29 protein-coding genes are annotated in these 25,621 nt (G+C 44.6%); 14 read left to right on the top strand and 15 right to left on the bottom strand.

The window, feature by feature from the left end:
• Positions 1-5: 5 nt before the first annotated feature.
• Together KNQ11_RS05365 and KNQ11_RS05360 are read left to right on the top strand one after the other, a co-directional pair.
• Positions 6-542: a PadR family transcriptional regulator gene (locus KNQ11_RS05365; RefSeq protein ID WP_075642403.1), complete on the top strand. Its 537-nt coding sequence runs from the start codon at positions 6-8 to the stop codon at positions 540-542.
• Position 543: 1 nt separating this feature from the next.
• Positions 544-1,008 (top strand): DUF4188 domain-containing protein, encoded by a 465-nt coding sequence (locus KNQ11_RS05360; RefSeq protein ID WP_214770274.1) that lies wholly within the window; start codon positions 544-546, stop codon positions 1,006-1,008.
• Positions 1,009-1,043: 35 nt separating this feature from the next.
• Here the strand turns inward: KNQ11_RS05360 and KNQ11_RS05355 are convergent, their stop codons facing one another.
• Positions 1,044-1,202, bottom strand: coding sequence for a DUF1272 domain-containing protein (locus tag KNQ11_RS05355; protein ID WP_214770271.1), 159 nt, complete (start codon positions 1,200-1,202; stop codon positions 1,044-1,046).
• A 136-nt stretch (positions 1,203-1,338) separates the two neighbouring features.
• Here KNQ11_RS05355 and KNQ11_RS05350 point away from each other — a divergent pair, with 136 nt between their 5' ends.
• The 5 genes from KNQ11_RS05350 to KNQ11_RS05330 all read left to right on the top strand — a co-directional run bounded on the left by KNQ11_RS05350 (position 1,339) and on the right by KNQ11_RS05330 (position 6,603).
• The gene (locus KNQ11_RS05350; protein ID WP_214770269.1) at positions 1,339-1,767 is read left to right on the top strand and encodes an Lrp/AsnC family transcriptional regulator; all 429 of its coding nucleotides are present in this window, start codon (positions 1,339-1,341) and stop codon (positions 1,765-1,767) included.
• A 92-nt stretch (positions 1,768-1,859) separates the two neighbouring features.
• Entirely contained in the window at positions 1,860-4,160 is a 2,301-nt protein-coding gene (locus KNQ11_RS05345; protein WP_214770266.1) for an AAA family ATPase, read from the top strand.
• 369 nt (positions 4,161-4,529) lie between these two features.
• Positions 4,530-4,964: a MarR family winged helix-turn-helix transcriptional regulator gene (locus KNQ11_RS05340; RefSeq protein WP_214770263.1), complete on the top strand. Its 435-nt coding sequence runs from the start codon at positions 4,530-4,532 to the stop codon at positions 4,962-4,964.
• Positions 4,965-5,022: 58 nt separating this feature from the next.
• Positions 5,023-6,006, top strand: coding sequence for a ring-cleaving dioxygenase (locus tag KNQ11_RS05335; RefSeq protein ID WP_214770260.1), 984 nt, complete (start codon positions 5,023-5,025; stop codon positions 6,004-6,006).
• Between the two features lie 54 nt (positions 6,007-6,060).
• Positions 6,061-6,603 (top strand): NADPH-dependent FMN reductase, encoded by a 543-nt coding sequence (locus KNQ11_RS05330; protein ID WP_050678013.1) that lies wholly within the window; start codon positions 6,061-6,063, stop codon positions 6,601-6,603.
• A gap of 59 nt (positions 6,604-6,662) precedes the next feature.
• On the opposite strand, the gene KNQ11_RS05325 is transcribed toward KNQ11_RS05330, so the two are convergent.
• The 3 genes from KNQ11_RS05325 to KNQ11_RS05315 form a co-directional block, all read right to left on the bottom strand.
• On the bottom strand, positions 6,663-6,872 hold the full coding sequence (locus KNQ11_RS05325; RefSeq protein WP_214770245.1) for a hypothetical protein: 210 nt from the start codon (positions 6,870-6,872) through the stop codon (positions 6,663-6,665).
• Positions 6,873-6,947: 75 nt separating this feature from the next.
• Positions 6,948-7,118: a hypothetical protein gene (locus KNQ11_RS05320; RefSeq protein ID WP_023468416.1), complete on the bottom strand. Its 171-nt coding sequence runs from the start codon at positions 7,116-7,118 to the stop codon at positions 6,948-6,950.
• A 12-nt stretch (positions 7,119-7,130) separates the two neighbouring features.
• Complete coding sequence (locus KNQ11_RS05315; protein ID WP_050678012.1) at positions 7,131-7,475, bottom strand: DUF2200 domain-containing protein; 345 nt, start codon at positions 7,473-7,475, stop codon at positions 7,131-7,133.
• A gap of 82 nt (positions 7,476-7,557) precedes the next feature.
• On the opposite strand from KNQ11_RS05315, the gene KNQ11_RS05310 reads away from it, so the two are divergent.
• Positions 7,558-8,262, top strand: a complete 705-nt coding sequence (locus tag KNQ11_RS05310; RefSeq protein ID WP_214770243.1) for a hypothetical protein — start codon at positions 7,558-7,560, stop codon at positions 8,260-8,262.
• On the opposite strand, the gene KNQ11_RS05305 is transcribed toward KNQ11_RS05310, so the two are convergent.
• Both KNQ11_RS05305 and KNQ11_RS05300 read right to left on the bottom strand, forming a co-directional pair.
• Positions 8,263-9,291: an ABC transporter permease gene (locus tag KNQ11_RS05305; RefSeq protein WP_214770240.1), complete on the bottom strand. Its 1,029-nt coding sequence runs from the start codon at positions 9,289-9,291 to the stop codon at positions 8,263-8,265. It lies immediately after the preceding gene.
• Positions 9,291-10,007: an ABC transporter ATP-binding protein gene (locus tag KNQ11_RS05300; protein WP_214770237.1), complete on the bottom strand. Its 717-nt coding sequence runs from the start codon at positions 10,005-10,007 to the stop codon at positions 9,291-9,293. Before KNQ11_RS05300 ends, KNQ11_RS05305 begins: the two co-directional genes overlap by 1 nt.
• A 154-nt stretch (positions 10,008-10,161) precedes the next feature.
• Between KNQ11_RS05300 and KNQ11_RS05295 the strand changes: the two genes are divergently transcribed.
• Positions 10,162-10,749: a TetR/AcrR family transcriptional regulator gene (locus KNQ11_RS05295; RefSeq protein WP_197484507.1), complete on the top strand. Its 588-nt coding sequence runs from the start codon at positions 10,162-10,164 to the stop codon at positions 10,747-10,749.
• Entirely contained in the window at positions 10,746-11,276 is a 531-nt protein-coding gene (locus KNQ11_RS05290) for a nucleotidyltransferase family protein (protein ID WP_149427424.1), read from the top strand. Before KNQ11_RS05295 ends, KNQ11_RS05290 begins: the two co-directional genes overlap by 4 nt.
• A 1-nt stretch (position 11,277) precedes the next feature.
• Here KNQ11_RS05290 and KNQ11_RS05285 read toward each other — a convergent pair whose 3' ends face one another.
• The 3 genes from KNQ11_RS05285 to KNQ11_RS05275 are packed head-to-tail and all read right to left on the bottom strand — an operon-like array spanning position 11,278 to position 14,491.
• Positions 11,278-12,531: a hypothetical protein gene (locus KNQ11_RS05285; protein WP_214770233.1), complete on the bottom strand. Its 1,254-nt coding sequence runs from the start codon at positions 12,529-12,531 to the stop codon at positions 11,278-11,280.
• Positions 12,532-12,561: 30 nt separating this feature from the next.
• Positions 12,562-13,818, bottom strand: coding sequence for a hypothetical protein (locus KNQ11_RS05280; protein WP_214770230.1), 1,257 nt, complete (start codon positions 13,816-13,818; stop codon positions 12,562-12,564).
• On the bottom strand, positions 13,790-14,491 hold the full coding sequence (locus KNQ11_RS05275; protein WP_214770227.1) for a hypothetical protein: 702 nt from the start codon (positions 14,489-14,491) through the stop codon (positions 13,790-13,792). The genes KNQ11_RS05280 and KNQ11_RS05275 overlap by 29 nt, the downstream gene beginning before the upstream one ends.
• A 152-nt stretch (positions 14,492-14,643) precedes the next feature.
• Between KNQ11_RS05275 and KNQ11_RS16900 the strand changes: the two genes are divergently transcribed.
• The gene (locus KNQ11_RS16900) at positions 14,644-14,766 is read left to right on the top strand and encodes a hypothetical protein (protein WP_285800976.1); all 123 of its coding nucleotides are present in this window, start codon (positions 14,644-14,646) and stop codon (positions 14,764-14,766) included.
• Positions 14,767-14,967: 201 nt separating this feature from the next.
• Here the strand turns inward: KNQ11_RS16900 and KNQ11_RS05270 are convergent, their stop codons facing one another.
• From KNQ11_RS05270 to KNQ11_RS05245, 6 genes are read right to left on the bottom strand one after another with little or no spacing between them, the layout of a single operon-like run.
• A complete protein-coding gene (locus KNQ11_RS05270) occupies positions 14,968-15,495 on the bottom strand; it encodes an HAD-IIIA family hydrolase (protein ID WP_214770225.1) in 528 nt (175 codons plus the stop codon).
• A 17-nt stretch (positions 15,496-15,512) separates the two neighbouring features.
• The gene (locus KNQ11_RS05265; protein WP_214770223.1) at positions 15,513-18,131 is read right to left on the bottom strand and encodes an ABC transporter permease; all 2,619 of its coding nucleotides are present in this window, start codon (positions 18,129-18,131) and stop codon (positions 15,513-15,515) included.
• A 14-nt stretch (positions 18,132-18,145) separates the two neighbouring features.
• A complete protein-coding gene (locus KNQ11_RS05260; RefSeq protein ID WP_214723299.1) occupies positions 18,146-18,562 on the bottom strand; it encodes an NUDIX hydrolase in 417 nt (138 codons plus the stop codon).
• Positions 18,563-18,614: 52 nt separating this feature from the next.
• Positions 18,615-21,260 carry an ABC transporter permease gene (locus tag KNQ11_RS05255; RefSeq protein WP_214770220.1) on the bottom strand — a complete coding sequence of 882 codons (2,646 nt, stop codon included), beginning with the start codon at positions 21,258-21,260 and terminating at the stop codon, positions 18,615-18,617.
• Between the two features lie 19 nt (positions 21,261-21,279).
• Positions 21,280-22,047, bottom strand: coding sequence for a hypothetical protein (locus tag KNQ11_RS05250; protein ID WP_214770218.1), 768 nt, complete (start codon positions 22,045-22,047; stop codon positions 21,280-21,282).
• A gap of 27 nt (positions 22,048-22,074) precedes the next feature.
• Positions 22,075-22,770, bottom strand: a complete 696-nt coding sequence (locus KNQ11_RS05245) for an ABC transporter ATP-binding protein (RefSeq protein ID WP_023468400.1) — start codon at positions 22,768-22,770, stop codon at positions 22,075-22,077.
• Positions 22,771-22,938: 168 nt separating this feature from the next.
• Here KNQ11_RS05245 and KNQ11_RS05240 point away from each other — a divergent pair, with 168 nt between their 5' ends.
• The 3 genes from KNQ11_RS05240 to KNQ11_RS05230 are packed head-to-tail and all read left to right on the top strand — an operon-like array spanning position 22,939 to position 25,615.
• Positions 22,939-23,796, top strand: coding sequence for an efflux RND transporter periplasmic adaptor subunit (locus tag KNQ11_RS05240; RefSeq protein WP_214770215.1), 858 nt, complete (start codon positions 22,939-22,941; stop codon positions 23,794-23,796).
• Positions 23,796-24,473, top strand: coding sequence for an ABC transporter ATP-binding protein (locus KNQ11_RS05235; RefSeq protein ID WP_133207334.1), 678 nt, complete (start codon positions 23,796-23,798; stop codon positions 24,471-24,473). Before KNQ11_RS05240 ends, KNQ11_RS05235 begins: the two co-directional genes overlap by 1 nt.
• On the top strand, positions 24,470-25,615 hold the full coding sequence (locus KNQ11_RS05230; protein WP_214770212.1) for an ABC transporter permease: 1,146 nt from the start codon (positions 24,470-24,472) through the stop codon (positions 25,613-25,615). The genes KNQ11_RS05235 and KNQ11_RS05230 overlap by 4 nt, the downstream gene beginning before the upstream one ends.
• The last annotated feature ends 6 nt before the right edge of the window (positions 25,616-25,621 follow it).

The raw sequence follows: 25,621 nt of genomic DNA, 5'->3' as shown, positions 1-25,621 counted from the left end.
GACCGATGCCAAAAGAAAATATGACCCGTTATGCGATTCTCGGACTTCTTGCAAGCGGATGTACGTCTGGTTATGAGATGAAACACACGATCGATACGAGCTTGAATCACTTTTGGAAAATCAGCTTCGGACAAGTCTATCCGACGCTGAAACGGTTAGAAGCGGAAGGTTTGATCGTTGAAGAGGTCACGGATGGGGAACGGAAACAATTCGCCCTGACGGAAAACGGGCATGCAGAGCTCGAGAGGTGGGTCGCTGAACCGTCCGTCGAACTGCCGGTGCAACGGAACGACCTGTTGTTGAAGCTGTACTTCGCTCGACATGCTTCAAAAGAGGTCACCTTGCAGAAAATTCAGGAGCACGCGCGATTGCTCGAAGAACGACTTGAGACGTATCAAGCGATCGATGCGATGATTCGTTCTTATCCGGACTCGAATGATGCCGTCTATTGGTTATTGACGCTTGATTATGGCATTCGGAAGACACGTGCGTTACTCGATTGGTGTGACGCTTCCCTTGAGACCCTTGAAGGAGGAAATTGACATGAAACGGATCATTGCGACTCCGAACAAAGACGTCGTCGTGTTTATCATCGGTTTACGGATCAATCGTCTGCGTTCCGTCCGGCAATGGTTGCCGACGGTCCAGGCGATGGGACCGATGCTACAAGAGTGTTATGCAAACGATGTCGGTCTGATTTCGCATGAGTCACTTGTCGGTTGGCGTTCCGTGACGTTGATTCAATATTGGCGTTCGACGGAAGAATTGATGGCATATGCCCATGGTTCCCGTCATTTGACGGCGTGGAAACGATTCAATCAGAAGGCACGGACATCAGAAACGGTCGGGATCTTTCATGAAACGTTCGAAGTCAGCAATTATGAGTCGATGTATGTCAATCTTCCAACCCGAGGTCTAGCGAAAGCACTCGGGGAGTCGGCGATCAAGCCGCATCAAGAACAAGCAAAAGGACGCTTAGCCGAGCGGCAATCACAAGAGACGATCTAAATAGACAAAAGACGGGTGCCGAGGCATCCGTCTTTTTATGTCGCGACTGGCGTGACGGGTTCAAGCATCTCCCCGCAGTTTTGGCAAATATGCTCGAGCGTTTTCGTACACGGTTCGCAAAACGTACAAGCGTGCGAGCACTGATAGACTGTCGTTTCAATCGTTTCTTGACACCGGACACAGGTTGATTCCATATGTATCACCTCCTGTAATTAGTATAAGAAAAGCATTTTGAGGAGCACAGTAGGAGAACATAGGGAAAGGCTATATTTTCCTTTGATTCCGTGTTAATTTGAAGAAAGTGGTTTTAATTCGAAAGGGAGATGAAAAATGGACCAAATTGATCAACAGATTGTCCGGATTCTGCAAGACGATGCCCGGATTCCATGGTCGGAACTCGGACGACAGATCGGGTTATCGGCACCTGCCGTCATCGAACGGGTCCGAAAAATGGAGGACGCGGGAATCATCGAAGGATTCCGCGCTGTCATTAATCCAGAAGCACTCGCGCAAGGGTTACTCGCGGTCGTCATGTTCGAAGAGACACGCTGCGCAGGCTTAATTGAATTTTGTAAAGGACATCCAGAAGTCGTCGAGTGTCACCGCCTGACCGGTAGCTATAACTTCATGGTCAAGTTGCAAACCGCGTCCGTTGCAACACTGGAACGTTTTCTCGATGACGCATCGGTCTACGGCAAACCGTCGACCTGGATTCGACTGTCGACGCCAGTGCCGTTCACGGGATATACGGTATATTAGAAAAGGCATATAAAAGACTGTAGACAAAATTTAATAGAAAGTTAGAAAGATTATTATTTTTTCATCACAAAATATAGATTGGGGATGTTCAAATGAGTATAAGTATTGATTTATCTAAACAGGAGTATGGTGTGTTTGACTATAATAAAAATCAATTTTTAGAATTAAAGAATAAAAATTTTATATTCGGTAAAAATGGCGCAGGAAAATCCACTCTTCGTAAAATGATATTGAGTCAGTTAAGTGATAATTACGATGTACGTATTTTTACTGGATTTAATAATTTGGTAGTCGATAAAAAATTAAATGCTATCGTCTTAGGTGAAGAAAATATAAATGCAAAAAAGTTATTTAATAATGTTGAAGAAAAAATTTTAAAGTTTGAAGAAGATAAACTTCTTCTTAACAACGAACTAAAATCTTTAGAATGGAAATATTTATATTTAGAAGAAGGTATAGAAAAACACCTTTTGTATAAACAAAGGGAAGATATTTTAAGTAAATACAATGAACAAAGAAATCTACTTGATTCTTTTTATTCCGATAAAGCGAGAGAATTAAAAACTAAAAATAATCCTCAAATTACTAAACCCAATTATATTAGAAATCATTTTATAAATGATATTAAGACAAGCAGGTTATTAAGTGAAGAGGAAGTTTTAATTAACGAAAGAATTTTATTTGAAGTAACTAAAAATAAAATTTCGAGTGAATTTAAATTTAAATCTATAGAATTATCGAATTTAGTTAATGATGTTAATGAAATTTTAGGTCATAAAATGCAGGAGGTTTCTTTAATAAAAGAATTAAAAGATGATCCAGATAGAATGACTTTTGTAAGACATGGTTTAAAAATTCATCATGCAGGAGAGAACTGCTCATTTTGTGGGAACGAGATCAATAAAAAAAGATTTAGCGAACTGGAAACTTTTATATCGCTATCTGAAGTAAAAGATATCGAAAATCAAATAACTAATCAAATTGATATAATAAAAAAATTAATAATCCAGATAAATGAAATAGAAGTAATTAAAAAAGAAAATTTTTATAGTATATTTCATGAAGAAGCCGTAGAAATTATTGAAGAAATAAAAAATAAAAAAATAGAATATAGATATATTTTAGATTTGTTGAATCAAAGTCTTTCCGATAAATTTAATTTGATCTTTAGAACCATTGAAAAATTAGATTTTACAATTCCATCAGATTTTACAATTATCGAAAATAAATTAAATGAACTATCAAATAAACATAATAATTTTACTGATAATATTATAATGAAAAAAGAAGTTGCGATGAAAAAGCTTAGACTTCATTTTGTATCCTTAAAAATAAAAGAAAAAAAAGAATATAAGAGTAATTGGCGTGGCTATGAATTAGAGGAATTTGAATTAAATAAAATTAATGAAGAATTAGAAAATATTAATATTATAATTAATAAGAGGAAAAAAGACATTAAAGGATCATACTTAAACCTGCAAGAAAATACAATTTGTTACTTAGAAAATAAATTAAGAGAATTAAATGAAGAAAAAGCTAGAATTTTAAAAAGTACTAAAAACACATTTAAATTTGTTGAAATTATTAATGAAAAGTTAAAAAAAGTTGGAAAATACAATTTAGAGTTAACATTAGAAAAAGATTTAGAGGATGTTGAACACTATCAAATAAAAGATAAAAATTGTGTGAGATCCATAGATAAGCTATCTACTGGAGAAAAGAATATTATAGCATTTTTATATTTTATAGAAAGTTTGAGTGATGTTGAAAAAAGAAGTAATAAACAAAAGGTTATTGTATTTGATGATCCAATGAATTCAAATGACGATACAATGCAATATTTAATTATTACAGAGATTCAAAAAATTTATACAGATAAATTTATAGACAAATTCCATTCTACAAAAGATTACTTCATTTGCTTAACGCATAATGCTCATTTTTATTTAAATGTTCAGCCGCAAGGATATTTTAAAGAAAAAAAAGAGCTTCAAGGAAAGATAGTGGAAGTATCAAAATACAGTAAAAATAATTTTTATAGATTAGAAAATGGAATCTTTAAAAAAATTACTTCTCCGAAAGAAGATTTTAATACTCATTACGAACTTCTTTGGATAGAATTACAGTCTCTATACTCACATGACTTAACAAACTCAATGTTGAATTCAATGAGGAGAATAGTTGAGACTTATACTAAATTTAATAGAATTTCAATCGTTGATTTTTATAAAAATAATGAAGAATACAAAAAACTATTTGATGTTAATTCACATTCTATAGACGATCATTCAATGGAAACTATAGGGAAAAGTAAAGATGATTTAAAAAGAATGTTTAAAGAATTATTTGATTCAAATAATGCGACAAAACATTTTTCAACTTATTGGAAGTGAAATTTCTATTCTTCCATTTGTTTCTTTAATTAATTTTTTATCAGAGCTATAAGTAAATTAAGTTAATCTAAATATTGCTATTTAACCTTAAAAGTAAATGTATAAAAAATATTTACTTTTAAGGCGTATCTTATAATGACGTTAATTATTTAAGTATAATATTTGATTTAAGATACAGATCTTTTAAAAAACTAACTATATTTTAAATTTGTTAAAAGATAAATTATTTTATCTTATGATTATTTGAATTTAAATTGAAAATAATGCACATTAAAAACGACTCAAAGTAATTGACGAATAATTACAGAGGTGGTATATTTATCTCGAATTAAAGATATATGAATTAAAGATACAAAAGAGGTGAACGAAATGACTCCACCGAATCCGAACTTGAAAGCATTGACGGTCATGGTGCGCGCAGTTGATGCGTTACATGAAGTCATCAAGAAGGATGTTGCGCAATGGGGGTTGAACCCAACGGATTTTTCGGTTCTTGAGTTGCTGTTTCACAAAGGCAGGCAACCGATTCAATTGATTGGGAAAAAAGTCTTGATCACGAGCAGTAGCATCACCTATGTCATCGATAAGCTCGAAAAGAAAGATTACGTTGTCCGAAAAGCATGTCCAGAGGATCGGCGCGTGACATTTGCGGAACTGACCTCTGAAGGACACCAACTGATGGAAACGATTTTTCCAAAGCACGAGCAAGCGATTAATCAAGTATTTCAAGGAATAGCCCCGTCAGACCTCGAAGCATTCATCGAGACAGCCAAAACGATCGGCTATCAAGCAAAAAAACAATAAAATTTTTTAGACTGATATCTCGAATTCGAGATAATAACCATAAAAGGAGCGATTTTTCATGAATGAACTAAAAGGAATACACCACGTGACGGCGATTACGAGCAGTGCCGAGAAAAACTATGACTTCTTTACGAACGTCCTAGGGATGCGATTGGTCAAGAAGACCGTCAATCAGGATGACATCCAGACGTATCACTTATTTTTCGCCGATGATAAAGGATCTGCAGGCACGGATATGACATTCTTTGATTTCCCTGGTATCCAAAAGGGATCACACGGAACGAATGAAATCTTCAAGACGGCGTTCCGTGTCCCAACGGATGCGGCACTCGAATACTGGATCAAACGCTTTGACAAATACGACGTCAAGCACCGTGGTATCAAAGAACAATTCGGCAAGAAGACGCTCTCGTTCGTCGATTTCGATGAGCAACAATACATGTTGATTTCTGACGAGCATAATCAAGGTGTCGCTTCCGGCACACCGTGGCAAAATGGTCCGGTACCCCTCGAGTTCGCGATCACGGGACTCGGTCCAATTCACATCCGGATCGCGGAATTCGACAATTTAAAAGCGGTACTCGAACAAGCGATGTTGATGCGAGAAGTCGATCAAGCTGGTTCCCTGCACTTGTTCGAGATGGGCGAAGGAGGAAACGGCGCACAAGTCATCGTTGAGCACAACGTCGTTCTACCAAGCGGACGTCAAGGATTCGGAACGGTGCACCACGTCGCTTTCCGCGTTGAAGATACGGCTGCTTTACAGGAATGGATCGAGCGGATGCAACATTTACGCTTCAACACGTCCGGTTACGTCGATCGCTTCTTCTTCGAGTCCCTCTATGCCCGTGTCGCGCGCGGTGTCTTGTTCGAATGGGCAACGGATGGTCCTGGTTTCATGGGTGACGAGCCGTACGAAACGGTCGGGGAGAAATTGTCGTTACCACCATTCCTCGAGCCGCAACGAGAACAGATCGAACAAATGGTCCGTCCGATCGATACGGTCCGGAGCACTCGGAAAATCGAAAAAGAATACCTTTAAGAGAACGCTACGATAACGTAACTAACCGCATCTAAATAAGAGGAGGAAATGAAGATGGAGAAATTAAACATTGGCATCATCTTAGGATCCACACGTGAAGGACGTCTCAGCCCACAAGTCGGGAACTGGGTCAAACAACTGGCTGATCAACGAGGTGACGCGAACTATACGATTCTTGATATCGCGGACTACAAATTACCGCTCCTAGGTGAAAAGGATGGGGATGCGTCGGGTGCTGCTGCTTGGTCGAAGGATGTCGCAGCACAAGACGGATTCGTCTTCATCGTTCAGGAATACAACCACTCAATCGCAGCGTCACTCAAGAACGCGCTCGATTATCTACGGGTCGAATGGAACAATAAAGCAGCAGGGATCGTCTCTTACGGTTCTGTCGGTGGAGCTCGGGCGGCAGAACACTTGCGTGGCATCCTCGGTGAGTTATTGATTGCCGATGTCCGGGTGCATCCAGCGTTATCCTTGTTCACTGATTTCGAGAATGGATCGGTCTTAAAAGCGGCAGCCGTTCAAGAAACATCGGTCAACCAGATGCTCGATCAAGTCATTCCGTGGGCAACGGCATTAAAAACGATTCGCTAATTCGTGATTGATCAGAAACCCCCCTCATTTCAGCGAAATGAGGGGGGTTTCTATCGTTGTCATGTACAACACGACGTGACGCGGCGCAGATCCTTTTCTTGAATGTAAAGCGTGTGTTGGCGGACTTTATAAGGAATGTCAGCCGCTTGAAGACGTTCGAGATAGTGGCCCGTCGTAGCGACCGTCCATTTCACATATGTTGTTGCGGCATTCGGTGAAGCAAGACAGATGAGTAGCAAAAGCGGAAGGATCCATTTTCGAATCTTCAATCGTATACCTCCTTCATTATTTCAAATACTGTATTAATGATTTTATTGTTTAAATCAAAAACTAAAAATCACGACTCACGTCAACAAAAAATAACTGACCATCAAGCCGACCAACAGACCACTAAAAGCAAGTCGATAGACGGGTGAACGATGGGTTCCTTTATTTCGTTTGACTTGATAGACGATGAAATAGGTCACACTGGTCACCATGACGAGGATCGCCAGTGTACTGAGTAAAGTAGACATTAGCATTCCTCCTTATCGTAAGATTTTAGCTAACGCTTTTCCTTTCGCCAACTCATCGACGAGTTTGTCGAGAATCCGAATGTTACGAATGTGCGGATCCGTTAGATTTTCCACACGAATCCCGCAGATGACGCCAGTGACTAAAAATCGGCGTTCGTTCAGGTCGGGTGCGTGCTCGAAAAAGGCTGCGACAGTTTGGGTTTGTATGGCTTGTTCAAGAGTTGATTGCGTGTGTCCGGTCAACCAGAACAGCACGTCATCAAGCTCGTCTTGCGTCCGTTGCTTGCGCTCGACTTTTTGACGGTATACCTGATACAGCTGCTGCATCGGCATTTGAAATACTTTTTCGTAACTCATCTGAATCGCCTCCTTTCATGGTAACATATGGGAAAAGGTCTTGTGTCAAGGATTTTAAGTCGGTTTGGAGGTGCAGGATGAAATGAGACGTCGAATCATTGGAATGACTTTCATGACGTGCCTAGTACTATTTTTATGCGTCGTAGGTGTAAAACTATCGTATCAGGCATTGATCGATCCACCGATTGATCAATCGACAGGAAACTGGGTACGTGTTCCGAGTACGATTTTACCGACTAAAAAGGTCATCTATGCGAAAAAAGAGCAAATCATCAAACAACTGGATTCTTCAAAAAGCGGGCACGAAGGATATCGGAAGGAACCTAAAAAGAAAAAACCGATTGAGCTTGGACGAGGTTTCTTGACGGATGCGATCAATCAAATCGCTCGTGTGACTCCTTGGATTGTCGCTTTAGTGATCATCTTCTATCTGTATCGTCGACAACGATTCAACCGCATGCAGTGGTCATTTCCACCAAGGCATCAACCAAAACGAACCGCTTTATCGCTAACGCTAACGCCTGAAGTCCAGTCCTCATCAGAAGACAGTATTCTTGATTCAAAAATTCGTGAAGCAGTGCGCGCGTTCAATCGGTCACTTGCTCCAGCGCAACAGCGACGGACACATGAGACGCTGACGGAGTGGTTAACACGTTTAGAGGTCACGGTTCCGTATGAGATGTATCAGCTCGTTCGGTATGCCGACGTGGCAGAACAGACACTTGATCCTTCTCGACGGACTGTTTTCCTTGAACAGCTTAAGCAAAATCAGACACGGCTCGTGTAATCAGCCGTGTCTTTTTTGGTGTCCGCGATATTTATTGAGAGCGAGCATGTTCAACAGGAACAACACTGCACCATAGAGGAATAATCCAAGCCAGTACGGCCAGATGCTTGACCAACCGTTGCCGTAGACGAGCACCTCCTTGATCGCGCTCGCTCCGTAGAAAATCGGGGTGATATATCCGATGTTACCGAGTCCATACGGGATTAAATCAAGCGGAATCAAGCCCGAGAAGAAAATCTGCGGAATGATCGTAAAGGGAATCAACTGGACGACTTGTAATTCAGACTGAGCAAAGATTGAAATCGTTGCGCCGAACAAGACTGCGACGACGGCAAGTCCAAGCATCGTCAGAAAGACCCAGATGATCGAGCCTTCAGATGGTAAGTCAAGAACGGTCGTCGCGTACAGGACGACAAGAATTGCCTGGATGGAAGCGAAGACGCTATAGCCGAGCGTATAGCCGAAGATGACGTCGGTTTGGCGAATTGGTGTCATCATCAATCGCTCGAGCGTGCCGCCACTGCGTTCCTTGACGAGTGCCATTGCCGATAAGATAAAGACGAAAAAGAAGGAGAACAAGGATAAAAAGACGAAACCAAGCGCATCAAACGTCGATTGATCGACATTTCCGTAAAGATAGTTCGTCTCGAGTTGCATCGTCGGTTGCAGGGATGCCAATCCAGCTTGAATCTCACGTAACGCTTTTGAACTTTTCGTTGAAGGTTCGCGGAGGTTCAACGCTAGCTGATTGTCTTTCATATCTAAGACGACGTCGACCGTTTCATGATCCTTTAGATAGGCGTCAGCATCGCTGCCGTTATATGTTTTAATCGACAGATCCTGTTTTTCGATCGCTTGCGAGACTGGAGCCGGTACATCTTGACTGATAGCGACGACAGGCGTGTAATCATCGTTTCCAAGTAGGAAATAGATCAAGGTGAAGATTAGTAATGGAGCAAGCAAAATCAGTCCGACGCTTCGTTTATCGTTCAACGTTTGACGGATGACCCGTCGTGCGAGTTGCCACATTACGTCACGTCCTTTCCAGCTAGCAGGAACAGTTCCTCGACCTGACCGTTTTCAGTCTGCGCAAGTAAACGGTCGAGCGGATCGTAGGCGATGATCCGACCGTTATAGATCAGTGCTGCCCGGTCGCATTCGTTGATTTCATCCATGACATGGGTCGAAACGACGATCGTCGTGCCTTGCGTACGGATCGCTTGGAATTGATTCCAAATCTGGCGACGTAACACGGGATCGATCCCGACGGTCGGCTCATCCAGAAATAGGACGCTAGGGCGATGCAGGATCGAGATGGCGAGGGACAATCGTTTCTTCATCCCGCCGGAATAATGGCGAACGAGCTTTTTTCGATCATTCGTTAAATCGACGAGTGTCAATACCTCGTCGATTCGTTTTGCTAAATCCTGACGGGACATATTGTATAAGGAACCGAAAAATTGCAGGTTCGCAAGGCCAGATAAATCCTCGTATAAGGCATCGTTTTGTGGCATGAAACCAATCTGCGATAACATCTTGAAATTTGGTATCGAAGTGTCGCCAATCTGAATCGAACCTGCGTCTGCTTGGATTGCACCAATCATTAAACGAATCAATGTCGTCTTTCCGGAACCTGACGGACCGAGCAAACCACAAATTTCACCGGACGGAATCAAAAGATCAATCTGTTGGAGGACGTTCTGTTGATGAAATGATTTTGATACACCTTGTAATCGTAGATCCATCGTATTCTCCCTCCTTTTATGAAATAATTATTGAACAACGTGTTGATTAATTTCATTATAAAAGGGAGAGAAACTGGGAGCAATGACCAGTTAACGTTCATCTGTCGCTTAAGCGACACATCTCGATAAAATGTTGAAGAAAGAGGCGATTTCGATGAAAAAACAGGATTTACGCGTTATCCGGACCGACCGGAGGATACGCGAGACGTTCCTTCAGCTGATCGACGAAGTTGGATTTGACGCCGTGACAATTAAGTTGTTGACGGAACGGGCGGAAGTCAATCGCGGGACGTTCTACCATCATTACGCGGATAAATACGAACTGCTCGAGCGGATGACGAATGAGGTTTTTGAAAAGATCGAAGCGACGTTCGAACGCGAGATTCCATTCGTCCTGATCAACAAAACGGAGGACTCACCATACCGACGAATCATCCCGTTTCTAACGTTTCTTTATGAACACCGGACGCTGATGCGGATCTTACTCAGTCCGACGAGTGATGGGATGTTTCGGAAGCGAGTCCGTGATTACATGCAACAGATTCTGTTCTCGGGACTACCGGAACAAGGAGAACGGCTTGTTCCAGAAAATTATCTCATTGCCTATCTCTCAGCCGCCCATCTCGGTGTCATCGAATCCTGGTTGAGCCACCCAAACGAGACATCACCGGATGAAATTGCGCGAATCATCTTTACGATTTCGATGGAAGGACCGTTTCGAGCAGCGGGGTTCCGGCGATGAGTCTTGAGCAAGTCTTAGAAAAAGTCGTCGTTTGTTTGCAGCAAGAACGGATTCATTTTGGTATCGGTGGTTCATTATTGTTGGCGCAGCATGGACTACCAGTTGTACCGCGCGACATCGATCTCGTCGTCGCGTTAGCGGACGCCGAACGAGCAGTCCAACTGTTGGCGGACATGGGGACTGTCGTCGAACAAGACAAGACGTCACTTTACGCGACGGAAGTGTTCCAAGAATTTATCATTGAAGGAATCGATATCGATTTGATGAGCGGACTGCAGATTCGTCATGGCGAGGGCGTGTTCATCTATCCGTTTGATGAACAATCAATCGATTCAGCTGGACGTCCGTTCATGTCACTCGTTGATTGGTATGTCATTTATCAACTGATTCCAGGACGAGAACAAAAGGTCGCGATGATTGAAGACGTATTTATGAAACAGGAAGTCGACCGTAAGCGTCTCGAACAACTGAGAAGCCTCGTTCTTCCGCAAGTCGTAAGAAATCGGATAGATCAATGGCTGAATTGACCTATAAGTCGCGTAATAAGACGACTTCGTTCGTTGCTGATAAGTAAGCGTGGTTCGAGTCAAGCAAACCACAGAGAACATAGTGGTCAAGTGCCCGGTCGAAGACATAATACGGTTTCAATGTCAGGTAAGGCATGAGTGCGTGACGTATGACTTTTTCCGGAACGCTATCAGGCAATCCTTGTGTCGAGTCATTATAGAGATCAATAAATGCTTCGTTATCAACGATTAGGCTGACTTCGTAAGTATCTTCCATCAGGAGAATCGTCAAACGACGTTTGTAAGCGAGATTTATATCGTCACGAGTCCGGCGTACTACTACGTTAATGAATGGGAAATCCCGATTGATTTCTTGAATCGTCCACGCTCCGGACTCCTCTGGATACTCGGCAGCGATGAGGTCTACAGCAATCGACTGACAGGTTTCCAGCATCTCGTCAGTCAACGGTCGGTAATCCGGATGTGGCGTTTGAGCTTCGGCATCGCGTGCCGTGACGGTGTCTCGCCGCTTAATCAATTTGCGCGTATAGGAGAACGTGGACGGTTTTTCCCATGTTACGATCTCGTTCATGGCAACGGACGAAGTTTCGGGATTACTTAGAGGATACGTGCGCAAGCCGTCTTGAGAAACAAAGATTTCTTCAATTGCATATGCTAGTTTGTGTTGGTGTTCGTTAGGAACTGAAAAACTCCGGAACTGTTGCGAGATGATGGGAGCCGTTTGTTCAAGGGATAATGTGAACAGTTCAGTCAGATACTTGTTACTCAGCGCGGGGGTTCCATAGACACTGAAAGAATCGAGCGCTCCTTCATTCGTTAGCTCAAGCGATATGAACAGACCGGGGAAGAGGCGAATCCCGTGATGACAGTTGACATACTGATACAGGGAATCTTGATGCGTAAGGAACATGAACTGCTTCTCGAACGTCATTCCTAATTCTTGCTCAAGCCATGCAATCCGAATGTCTAAATCACGTAAATCCTCTGGAAGAGAATGAATCGTGACAGTGCCATTTTTGTGGATCGAAGTCGTTCGTTTTGTAGCCGTATCGACTTGGATCTCTATCGTACCGTCTGGATAATTCTCATCTTCAGACCAAGGACCGTGATTGATGGGGAACCAACACGTCTCAAGCGAATATTGCGTTTCACCATGAATTTTTTCACGGCGATAGAAGGTCTCATGTAAGACATAATCGTTCAGTTGATATTTGTCTTGGATATGGGAGATTAAATCTTTCGTTAATGGATGCAACTCGTTCACTCCTTCGTATCTAACTTCACTTTATAGATCACGTAATAAAACGATCTCATTTGTTGCTGGTAAGTAGGCATGGTTCGAGTCAAGCAAACCACAAAGAACGTAGTGACCTTTTGAGACATCGAACACATAACGCGGCGTGAGCAAAAGGTACGGACGTAATGCATTGAAAATGATATCTTGCTGATCATCTTCGAGCTTCGGTGGAGTAACGGATGCGAGCGCGGTATGGAGTTCCTGATCGTCGGTCAAGCTAATCCAGTCAAGCGTCTTTTCATCAAGGAGAATCGTGATGCGTCTTTGCTGATCAACATAGGACGTCGGATTCGCGCGAGATAATTTGACAGCAAGGTTGGGGTGTTGCCGGTAGATATGACGAATCATCCATTGTCCGGATTCACTGGGGTAGACGTTTTGGACGATTTCTTGAATCGCGTTTCGACAGGCGTTCACCGTCTCTTGCTGGATCGGACGAAAATCAGGATGTTCGGTCTGCATGATCGCATCCTCTGCTGTCACGCTTGCTGCTGATTGGAAAGGATGGCGTTTGAGAATTGAAGTTGACGGATTTGCCCACGTTAAGATGTCATTTCGATCAAATGATGACGTGAAATCCAGTTTACTAGGCACAAGGATAGATCCTTCTTGCGTCACGATCGTCTCGACGACAGTATGCGCGTATTGATGTCCTGGTTTTGTATAGGAGAACCACTTTATTTGTTGTTTAGCTAGCGAGTCGATGTCCTCGAGCGTTAAAGCGAAAGGTTCCTGTTTCACATGATGATCACTCGGATGAGGACCGTATAGGAACAACTCATCGAGTTGACCATTTTCCGTTAACGTTAAGTGAATGAAACAACCGGGAGACAGCCGAATCCCTTCGTGACAACTCATATAACTGAAAAAAGTGTCGTTTTCTTCTTCGAGCATGAAATGCGTACCATGGATCATATCGGTCTCTGATTCGATCCAAGCGATCCGAGTGGTTGGATCACGTAAATCGTCAGGCACGGAATGAATCGAGTTCAGACCGTGTAAGGATAACGTCGTCGTTCGTTTCGTAACAGGGTCAATTGTAATCTGCACGGTTCCTTCAGGAAGCATCGTGCCATCCTCTTCCTCGATAACCGATGCACCTCGCGGAATCCAAAACGTTTCAAAAGAGTAAACGGTTTGGTAGTTCAGTTTGTGTCGAGCGTAGGACGATTCATAGAGTACATAATCGGTTAACTGATATTTCTCGAGCATGTATTTAGTTAGTTGTTTTGTTAGGGCATGCAAGCTGTTCACTCCTTTTTTGTATGTCCTCCGTGTCGTCAATCAAGGTTGGAATAACGAAGTCGGGTAAGGTATTAAACAGGCGATCGGCCGTCTCAAAAAACGGTTGATTCGAGACAACATTCACGACATCTGCATCGTAGCTGAACGCAAAGATAGACATGTTTTCCTGCATGGAGACGATGACCGTTTTTTCTGGTCTTTCGGAGTAGTAGTGCGTTCGGTATTCAATCAGGAAGACATTTGGTTTGGTCGACCAGATGACAAGATCATTCCAACTCGCGTGGGAATGTAAGTAAGAATACAGGTGTTGAAAATCGGTAACATGCTTCAGTTCAGCGACGATGAAACGTTTGTCCGCAAGTGGTGTTAAATCATTATATGTAATTGAACAAAAGCGACATAACGCTTCAAACTCTTCTTCGTCATAACGATTCACCTCTACACAGACGAATAGTGGGAAAGCTTGTAATCGATGAAACCACTGCTCAAGAAATGAACTTTCAAACGAGGAGGATTCATCGTCTGGATTCGTAAAGATGCTAAAAGCTGACGAGTAGTCTTGTTCGATGACGAAGCGCAAATTATCAGGGTCTGAAAAATCATTTGGAATCAATTGAAGATCATCATCGTAATAATAAGGCATGTACTCAAATGTTAATTGCAACATATTCACCTCTGTTTCGTACGTTCAGTGTAACGTGAATCCCTTCATAATGAAGGGGAATTGAAAATTATTACATAATTGTAAGGGTTCAAAAAATAGTGAATGCATTATTATAGTAGAATAAATATAAAAGAACCATCGAAATATAGGAGGAAACAAAAGTGTCAGAATTTAATCTAGCTATGAACGTGTTATTCGGAAGTGTCCATCTCATCCTCATGGCGATGGCTGTTCCATCGATCATCTACGCGCTTTATCTATTACGAAAAATTGCTAATAAATGATTGCAGGGATTTATTGGTAATAAAAAGAAGGTAGTTAAAGTACCTATGCATTATTTAAAGGAGGCGATGACATGTCATTTTGGACATGGTTTGCAATCTTATTTGTGATAGCGGTTAGTGTCTACGCATCTTCTCAACCAAAACGTTCGAAGAAATAACAAAGGCGTGACTTCCATTGTGGAAGCGCGCCTTTTTGTTTGTTCAGTTTTGCGTATCGAGCCAAGCGATCGCGTCCGTTAAGTCGTCGGCAATATAGTCGACGTTTGCTTGTTCCACCCGGTCAGCGTAATCACGAATGGAGCTCTCTCCGGCACCGGTTCGGACTAAGATTTTGATACACCCGGCGTGCGCAGCTGCCACCATATCACTCCACCGGTCCCCGATGACGACACATTGATCGAGTCGGAGATCGTGTTTTGCTTGTGCTTGCCTTAATAATTCAGGTGATGGTTTGCGACAAGTGCAGCAATCTTCCGCTGCATGCGGACAAATCAGCATATCATCAAAGCCGAAGCTCAGTAATTCTGTCCGAAAATCCTCTTCACGGGCAAATCCTTTTGAGATACCAGGTTGATTCGTGAACGCAATCAGTAAAATCCCTTGATTACGTAAGCGTTCGATTAGTGAAGGAATATATGGAAATAACGCAAACGTTCCAGGGTAGTGGACGGTAGCATCTCCACCAATCGTTCCGTCTCGGTCAAGAAATATTGCCTGAATAGAATTCATGTGTACAACTCCTTAGTTTACGAAGCATCTTTTAGTTCTTGATTCGGTTGGACACGTGCTGCCAGTTGAGCTGGGATGAAGGCGGCGATGACACCGAACAAAATCGGTAAGGCAAGCGATACGCCAACCAATAATGGTTCATTCCATGGAACGAGGTCATACAAGACATAAATCGTCGAATAGGCAACGATCAGTCCAATGATGCCGGAAATTAAACCGACGAGGAAGCCTTCAAGGACGATCAACTGACGGATCGCTCTGTTCGTCCAGCCGAGCGCTTTTAAGACGGCGAGTGAGGCGCGGCGATCGGTGACGTTTTGCCACATAATTTCACCCGTCGTCAAAATAGCGATTGTGATTGCAACGCCCATCGTCACGTAATGCATCGGACCGACTTGCAAGGCAACGAATTGTCCGAGCCATGATGTATAAAGCACTCCTTGTAAATGGAACGTTACGAATAAGAAGAACGTCAGCAGAGCCGTTGGAAGAGCGATTGAGAGAACGGACAGGCTATTACGCTTCCATTTCCCGATCAGTTCCTTTAGCGCCAATGTCACGGTCGAACGAAGCTTTAGTCCGACACGAGCCGCCTTTGCATACTCGCCTGTTTTGATCGCTTCGTACGGCGAGATCCGGCGAATCGTCCACGCCGACCAAGTGGCGCCGGCGAGGTAGATAACGAGACTAAACAGCGCGATCCAGAGGAGGCTCCAGCCGTTCATCGCTTCATTACGGACATACGAGAAGATGCCTTCGACAATCAAGGCGATCGTCGAGACGAATCCAGCGAGGATCGCCGCCTCGATCAAAACGATTTTGTAGAGATCCTTCGTCCGCCAGCCGAGTGCGAGTAAAACAGCGAATTCTTTCCGGCGGGCGAGCATTGAGACGTAGCTCGTCGCGAGGACATAGACGATGGCGACGGCAAGCATCGCGAAGATGACACCGGAGAACCCGACGCTCGTCTCGCGGAAGATTGTCATCGCAGCACCGATGTGGATCCAAGGTTGTTCAATCCAACCGAGCGTCTTCCCGTCATCGATCACCTTCGTGACGACCGGTTGAGGAGAGGAACCTTTGGTGATCGTAGCGATGAGACCGGTTTCTCGCTCGATTTGTTGCTTCACGTCTTGGAGTAATTGTTCGGACTTCTCACCCATCTGTTTGGCACCACTGATTTTTAAACGGATGGACGAAATGGATTGTTTTCCGTTGATCAGTTGAGCGGCGTTTAAGGTCGTTAAAATATTCGGTGAACCCGTCAATAGGTCAACCGGGTTATTCGATGAATTGATGGTAGGTGACGGATTGATCGGCTTTCCTGTTGCATCAAGGACCAGATTAGCGGTCGCCGGGCGATACGTTTCTAACGGTAGTTCATTCAACGGATCTTTGGATACTGTGATTTTTTTCGGGTCAAACAATCCGATGACATCAAAGTCGACGGTTGGAGTAAGTTCAGATACTTCTTTCGTGTCTGTATCTTTGACTTTCATCTTGCTGAACTGGACGGGACGGTATCCTTTTGAGGGGAGGATGGGAATATCAAAAAGCGATTGATCAGTTTGAAGCGTCTCGCTGTTCAACGAGTAGGCTTGACTCCATCGCTTCGGAAACGGGCTATCGGTTGCAGTATAGTTTAAAGCTCCCGTCCGGTAGAGTAGCTGTCCAGATGAGGTGACTTCAAGTTCTTTTCGTTTCACGGAATCTGGTTTTGCTAAAGCATTGAACAACAGTGAATCTAGACGTTTTGCGGAAATACGTTTCGTTTCGAGTGTTTTACTTTTAATCGTTACTAAATAATCCTGTAGTTCTGATTGCTGTTGGAGGCGGTCGATCGTCTCCGTCTGTTGTTGTTCCGTTTTAAATGGTAAATCAAGCCGTTCGATTTTAAAGTCGGTATATCCCGCATCTGAAGTATTCGGATTGATGAGGATCGGTAACGTAAAACCGTTAACGACATTAGATGTCGGATTTGCTTGGTCCGTCTCTTCGAAATAACGGGATGTGGGACTTTTCTTGACGCTTTTATCGAGACCGACGAGGCGTGCTTCTTGTTCCGGGTCGATTGCGACAATCATCGCCATCTTCGAAGGGTTGATATCCTCGACGAAGAAGTTATCGAGGTTTGGGATGCGTAATTCAGAAGAGACGTCACTCTTGATGGCATGGATGTTGGTCGTGAAGAGCTTCTCCTTCTTCAATCCGGAATCACTGTACTCCGTGCGAGAAATGCGATAGAACCCAGGGGCTTTCGGAGCTGTCATCTGATCTTTGATGGTTAGACCGATATTGGCATATCCTATCACCGCTACTGGCGCGGCAATGTCCACATCCTCGATCTGTTTGATTTTTTCATACTGTGCGAAAGAAATACCACCTGTAATACTGTTTAAGTAGTTGGGCTCCAGCAAATCATTCGACTCCGTCGACATCTGACTGCCTTTCGGTCGAACGACGATATCATACGCGGACGACCATTTCTTTTGTAACGTCTGCTCGACCGTACCCTGACTTGAATCGGTCAAGTTGAACATCAGACTGAGTCCAGCGCTGATGATGAGCGCACCGACGAGCGTCAAAATGAATTTTCCACGTTGCCGGCGCCACTGGTTTAAGACAAAATGAAACATCGTCATTCCTCCTTTTATGGAGTAAAAGCTACGAAAAACGGATGAGACTGTTCATCTAAGATATGTATGATTCGTTCGCTGAAGTTCGACCACGTTACGCGTCGTAACACTTCTTCGAGCGGGAAAAAACCGACTGCTAAACTTTCGCTGCTCGTCTGCGGTTGACCACCAATCGCTTTTGCAAGCCAACAGGTCGCACAGACATTCGCCTCGAGATTTTGATAGATGCCGCAAAATTTCACGATTTCAATCTCAATTCCAGACTCTTCTTTGACTTCGCGAATGATACCGTCAGCTGCACTTTCCCCAGGCTCGACGATGCCACCCGGAAACTCCCAACCGCGATCTGGTCCTTGGATCAAAAGAATCTCGTTTTGGTCATTCAAGACGACCGCTCCAGCTGATAACGAATAAATCGATGTCGGTAACATAGACTTCCTCCTGTGAAGAGAGGGACAACGCCTGTTGCCCCTCCGCCAAATATTAAGATGCATCTTTCAGTTCTTGATACGGTTGAACACGTGCTGCCAGTTGTGCTGGGATGAAGGCTGCAATGACACCGAACAGAATCGGTAGGGCGAGCGATACGCCAATCAATAACGGCTCATTCCAGGGAACAAGATCGTATAAAACGTAAATCGTCGAGTAGGCGACAATCATCCCAATGACTCCGGAGATGAGACCGACGAGGAAACCTTCAAGGACAATCAATTGACGGATCGCACCGTTCGTCCAGCCGAGTGCTTTTAGGACGGCGAGTGAGGCGCGGCGATCGGTGACGTTTTGCCACATGATCTCTCCCGTCGTCAAAATAGCGATCGTGATGGCAACACCCATCGTCACGTAATGCATCGGACCGACTTGCAGGGCAACGAACTGACCGAGCCACGAAGTGTAAAGAACACCCTGTAAATGGAACGTCACGAACAGGAAAAAGGTCAAGAGAGCTGTCGGTAAAGCAATCGAGAGGACCGACAAACTGTTTCGTTTCCATTTCCCGATCAGTTCCTTTAGTGCGAGTGTCGCGGTCGAACGAAGTTTCAGTCCGACGCGAGCTGCTTTCGCGTATTCGCCGGTTTTGATCGCTTCATAAGGTGATATGCGACGGATCGTCCACGCCGACCAGGTCGCGCCAGCCAGGTAAATGACGAGACTGAACAGCGCGATCCAAAGGAGGCTCCAACCGTTCATCGCTTCATTACGGACATATGAGAAGATTCCTTCGACAATCAAGGCAACCGTAGAGACGAATCCGGCGAGGATTGAAGCCTCGATCAAGACAATTTTATAGAGATCCTTCGTCCGCCAGCCGAGTGCGAGTAAAACAGCGAATTCTTTTCTGCGCGCGAGCATCGAAACATAACTCGTCGCGAGGACATAAACGATGGCGACGGCGAGCATCGCGAAGATGACGCCTGAAAAACCGACACTCGTCTCGCGGAAGATCGTCATCGCAGCACCGATATGAACCCATGGTTGTTCGATCCAACCGAGTGTTTTGCCTTGTTCGACGACTTTCGTGACGACCGGTTGTGGGGAAGAACCCTTAGTGATCGTAGCGACAAGACCAGGATCTCTCTCGATGGTTGCTTTGATTTGTTGTAAGAGCTGATCTGACTTTTCGCTGAGTGTTTCGCCACCTTTAATTTTTAGACGAATCGATGAGATCGATTTGTTGCCTCGATATTGCTGTGCACTGTCTAGAGTCGTCAACATATTCGGTGAGTTAGTCAGTAATCCGACTGGGTCGCCTGAAGTATTGATAGATTTAGCTGGATTGATTGGTTTTCTGTTTGCATCTAAGACCAGATCAGCTGAAGAAGGGCGATATGTTTCCATCGGTAACTCATTAAGTGGATCTTTTGATACACGAATTTTGTTAGGATCATAAAGTCCAATGACATTCATTGAAAAGCCGGGAGAATAATAAATATCATTTCCGCTACCCATAGTGTCTTTTACTTTTTTTTCTAACGAATGCGTGGAACGATATCCGGTTTTAGGTAAAGCGTTCGTATCCTTTAAAAATGGATTCGTGACTTGAATTTTCTGACTCTCAACTTGGTAGGCATTTGACCAACGCGCGGCAAACGGACTTTTTTCAGATTGGTACGTTAGCGGTCCAGTCGTGATTTCGAGTTGTAAGTAATCAGAAATCGTTGCATCATCTAATCGTGATGATTGAGTATTTTTGGTTGGAGTATTCGTTAAAGTGCTAAAAAATTTTTGCTCAACATCTTTTGAAGAAATCTTAAATTTTTTGATTGTTTTACCTGGAATCTCATTCAGCATCTCAAACGCAGGTGTAAAATCCTTTGGAATCTTTGAATAAAATGTATCTTGTTGTTTTTGTGTATCGAATGGAACATCTAGTCGTTCGATTGAATACTGAAAAGTCCCTTGATTAAATGAATTTGGATTTAAAAGAATCGGAATGGTATTTGGATTTGCTTTTTCGGTAGCTTTATCATTTTTAGTAAAATAGCGACTATTTCCTTTTGAAGGAATGATGCTACGGTCAAGAGCCACTAACTTGGCTTCAGCTTCAGGATCAATTGCTACAAGCAAGCTGAATGTCCGAGGATAGATGATTCGCGACGTGGACTTAGTTGTAAAGACTCCTGGTATATCAGCAACACGTGCGTTTTGATTGCCATTGACACTATAAACGGCTTCGTCGCTTAGGATTTTTTCCCCGAAACCGTTAGGTGATGTCAGCGTTTCTCTCAAACGGTAAAAGCCAGGTTTATCGGGAACGTCCCATTGCTCATCAACGCGTAAGCCAAGTTTGACATAACCCATCACGGCGACGGGTGCAGCAATTGCAATGTCCTGCATTTTCTTGATGGTTTCGTATTGTTTGAAGGAAATTCCACCATCAATCCCATTTAAATAGTTCGGTTCAAGTAAATCATTCGACTCACTTGCAAGCTGACTTCCTTTCGGTCGCACGACGATGTCATAGGCAGACGACCATTTTTTTTGTAATGTTTGTTCAACCGTCCCTTGACTCGAATCGGTCAAGTTGAACATCAAACTGAGTCCGGCACTGATGATGAGGGCACCGATGAGCGTCAGAATGAATTTCCCTCGCTGCCGGCGCCAGTGATTGATGACGAAACGAAGCATATGTAGTCTCCTTTGCTTGTTATTGGGAGAGCTGCGTCTTTAAATAACACGCAAGATCTTGTTCGAAATGGTGAATCGCTTGTGCATCGAGTGCTTCTACTTCTGCTTGCGCCGCGTAGCGGGTGACGAAGTAAGGGGAGAGTGGCGTCACCAGATGAATGCGCTCCGTCCAGTCTGTCAACGATTCATGGCTTCGCCGCTTGAGGGCACGTGGTAAGCGTTGATTAAAATCAAATAGCATCAGGCGCAATGATTCTTCAGGCGGAGTAAGCATCGATTGAAGGTTTGTTTGTTGGACATAACTTTCAGGAGATGGTTGGACCCAATGGTTTGCTTCACTTTCAGATTCTCGTGATTGTGATGAACGTCGCCGCCGACGAAGAATCCGGTATGCTACGAAAGCAACGAGTACAAGTACAGCGGTGAAGAATAGAATGTTGTTGGAGGATGTGCCTTCTACAACATTCAAAATAGAAAATGGAGGAAGATCCTTTACTTTTCGACCGCGTGGTGTGCCTCCCGTATTTTTACTTTTTTCATCGGACGTTCCCAGATAGACGCCGTCTTCTTTTTCATCAATTTTGTCATCGAAATTACAACTGTTTTTTGTGAAGAATAAATTGGATAAGTCGTTATGATTACATCCCCGCACGATCGTCGTCTCCTGTTCCGAGAAGTCCGCATTCTGAAACGCTTCATACGCGGACTGCGTCGATACCGACAGCAACAGAAAAACGACAATTGAGCCGATGAAGCTCGTGATTAATTTGGCACGAAACGTGTGCAACGCGAGACACCTCCTCATTAACAATACTTAGACACTTTGCACCGTACGCTTCCGGCGATCTTCAACGATTCGTCCATCCTGCATGAAGAGAATCCGGTCAGCACGTTCGGCGAGTTCTAGGTCATGTGTGACAAATAAAACGCCACATTTGGCTTCACGATGCAGCTCTAGTAACAGCTCGAAGATTGCGTCACCGGTCACGGAATCGAGATTACCGGTCGGCTCGTCCGCGAGAATCCATTGCGGATGGTGAAGCAAGGCACGGGCGATCGCGACCCGTTGTTGTTGTCCACCGGATAATTGAGCCGGTAAAGCATTCCGTTTATCGTCGAGTCCAACCCGTTCGAGCAACTCGAGAATCCGCTCCTCTTGATTAAAGGATGTCTTTTGCTTTAACAAGGCGACCTTTAAGTTCTCAGATACCGTCAGTGCCGGTAATAAGTGAAACTGCTGGAAGATGAATCCGATCTCTTGCGAGCGAAATTGCGATAACCGTTTGTTCTTCCAAGACGTGATGTCCTGTCCGTCATAAAGAATCTGACCGGACGTCGGGCGATCGAGTGAACCAAGGAGACTCAGGAACGTTGATTTTCCAGACCCGGATGGACCGACGAGTGCCGTCACCTCACTTTGCGAAAACTGACCGTTTAGTTGATGCAAGACGTCGGTCCGGACACCGCTTCGTTCGAATGTATGCGAAATATCTTGAAAAGTAATATCCATATGACCACTCCTTTTACATAATTTGGTTATGTTCAGTGTATTATTTTTAGAAAATTTTGTCTATTGCGTTTTTATTTCTGACCCAACCACTTTTTTTACATTTGTTCATAGTTGGTTCATAACTTCTCCTTATGATCGGATTAACACCAATCAAGGGAGGCATTTAACATGAAACGAACACGCAAGAAATGGTTATGGATCAGTGGAGGGGTCATCCTGGTACTCCTATTAATCGGTTCCACGCTCTTTTTAGGACGAGGAGAAGCACAAGGAACGAAGGAGGTCGTCGAGTCGAAGACATTAAAAACATTCTTCTACTTTTCAGGCACGCTTGAAGCGAAAGATCGACAGACGGTCATCAGTGATCGTGATGTCCGCGTCACCGACGTTCGCTTTGAAGAAGGGGATACCGTCAAATCAGGTCAAACGATCATCAGCGTCGAAGGAGGAGAAGATGTAAAGGCACCTCGCTCCGGACAACTCGTTCGTCTTGACGTCGCGGAAGGCGAAGCCTATGCCCCGAATACCGTCCTCTTCGTTGTTGCAGACAACAAAGAGTTGATCGCTCGTCTGAAAATTGATGAACAAGATATCGAACGGATTAAAGTTGAAGATGCGATTGAACTACAGACGGATGCATCTGATAAAACCATCAACGGGAAGGTCGAATCGATTAGTCCGGAAGCTGTGACGGAAAATGGAAGTACGTATTTCAATGCAAAGGTATCGATACCGAGCTCGTCAAACTGGTTACCCGGCATGACGGTCGAGGGACGTTTACCATATCAACTCGCACAAGATGTACCTGTCTTATCGCTCGATGTCATTTCGTATTCGAAGTCGGATCGTCCGTATGTGTATGTGAAAAAAGACGGGGAAACGACTCGTCAATACATCGAGACGGGCGTGACGGACGGACAGGATATTGAAATCAAGTACGGATTGTCCGCCGGAGACGAAGTCTTCCTGCCGAGTGAAGACGGTGGTTCCGGTCTTCTTCCGACCCCACCAGGAGGTGCGTCCTGATGCCGGTCGTTGACTTGCAAGAAATCCAAAAATCTTACGGCGAAGGAACCAATCGTCACATCGTCCTCGATCGAGTATCGCTGACGATCGAGGCTGGTGAATATGTGACGATCCTCGGACCTTCGGGTTCAGGAAAATCAACGCTGATGAACATCATCGGATGCCTCGATGTCGCTTCAAACGGCGTCTATCGCTTGCAGGAGCAGCTCGTCCACGATCTATCCGAGGATCAGCTAGCGACGATCCGCAATGAAGAAATTGGCTTCATCTTTCAACAGTTCCAGTTGCTACCGCGCATGAGCGTCCTACAAAACGTCGAATTACCGCTCATCTATGCCGGCGTCTCGCGCAAAGAGCGCCGCGCACGATCGCTTGAGCTCCTGGAACGTGTCGGATTGACAGATAAAGCCGATGCCTTACCAAGTCAACTGTCCGGTGGTCAACAACAACGGGTTGCGATTGCCCGGGCGCTCGTGACGCGACCGACGATCTTACTCGCCGATGAGCCGACCGGAGCGCTCGATCAAAAGACAGGGAAACAAATCATGGAGTTGTTCGAGAGCCTCTCAGAGGAAGGGAAGACGATCATCATGATCACACACGATGTCAATATTGCTAAGCAAGCCCGCCGGATCATCCGGATCGAGGATGGTCAGGTGACGGAGGTGACGACATGATTCGCGAAACGTTACGGATGGCATGGTCGAATATCTGGCATCATAAGATGCGGTCGTTCTTGACGACGCTTGGTGTCATCATCGGTGTCGCATCGATCATCGCCTTGATTTCGATCGTCAACGGCGCGACGGCCTCAATCAACGAAGAGGTCGCGTCGTTCGGTGCCAATAAATTAACGGTCCAAACGACAGAGACACCGTTGAAAGAAGGATTATCACCTGCACAACTGGAAGAGTTAAACACGATTAAAGGAACACGCGGTGTCTCACCGACCGTTTCGACGGTCCGGGACGTCCGTGTCGAAAATCACACGCTCGACCAAGTGACGATCGAAGGACGAAACCACATCTATTACCGGGAATCAGAAGATGTCCCGCAAGGACGTGGTATCGTCATCAGTGATGTGAAACAACAGACGCATGTCGCCGTCGTCAGTCCGTCCGTCGCCCGGACGCTCTATCCGGGTCAGGTCGCGATCGGTAAGACGATCAAGCTCGATGGACTCGATTACCGGATCGTCGGTGTCAGTGACGCGGATGGCGATCAAATCGTCATTCCCTATACGACAGCCCTGCGGACGCTTGGGGTGACAGCCGTTAAGCAAGTGGATGTCTTCAAGACGGACGCGGCAGACGTCGCGACCGTCAAACGGGATGTCTCGGCAAAGGTGTATCAATTCTATAACGGACGCGACGATACGTATGACGTCGTCAGCTTGGATGAAGCACTCGATTCGATTGACCAAATCAATACGATGCTCTCGCTCCTGTTGACGGGTATTGCGTCGATTTCCTTGATCGTCGGCGGAATCGGTATCATGAACATGATGCTCGTCTCGGTCACAGAACGGACGACGGAGATTGGCTTGCGAAAAGCACTCGGTGCGAAACCACGTACGATCCGCCTACAGTTCCTCTTGGAATCGATCTTGCTGTCCTTGATGGGTGGACTGATCGGGATTCTTGTCGGAGCGATGCTCGCATTTGGCGTCAGTTTGATGATTAGTACACCGTTTACACTCTCCGTGAGCACGATTCTGCTTGCCGCCGGATTTTCGATCGGTGTCGGCGTCTTGTTCGGTTATATGCCAGCGCGAAAGGCGTCCCGTTTGAATCCGATCGAAGCCTTACGAAATGTTTAAGTGAAG

Source organism: Exiguobacterium sp. s39 (assembly GCF_018618925.1).
In the GTDB taxonomy this organism is placed as follows: Bacteria; Bacillota; Bacilli; order Exiguobacteriales; family Exiguobacteriaceae; genus Exiguobacterium_A; species Exiguobacterium_A abrahamii.
The sequence above is the reverse complement of the archived record's forward strand: the minus strand, read 5'-3'. Positions and strand labels throughout refer to the sequence as shown.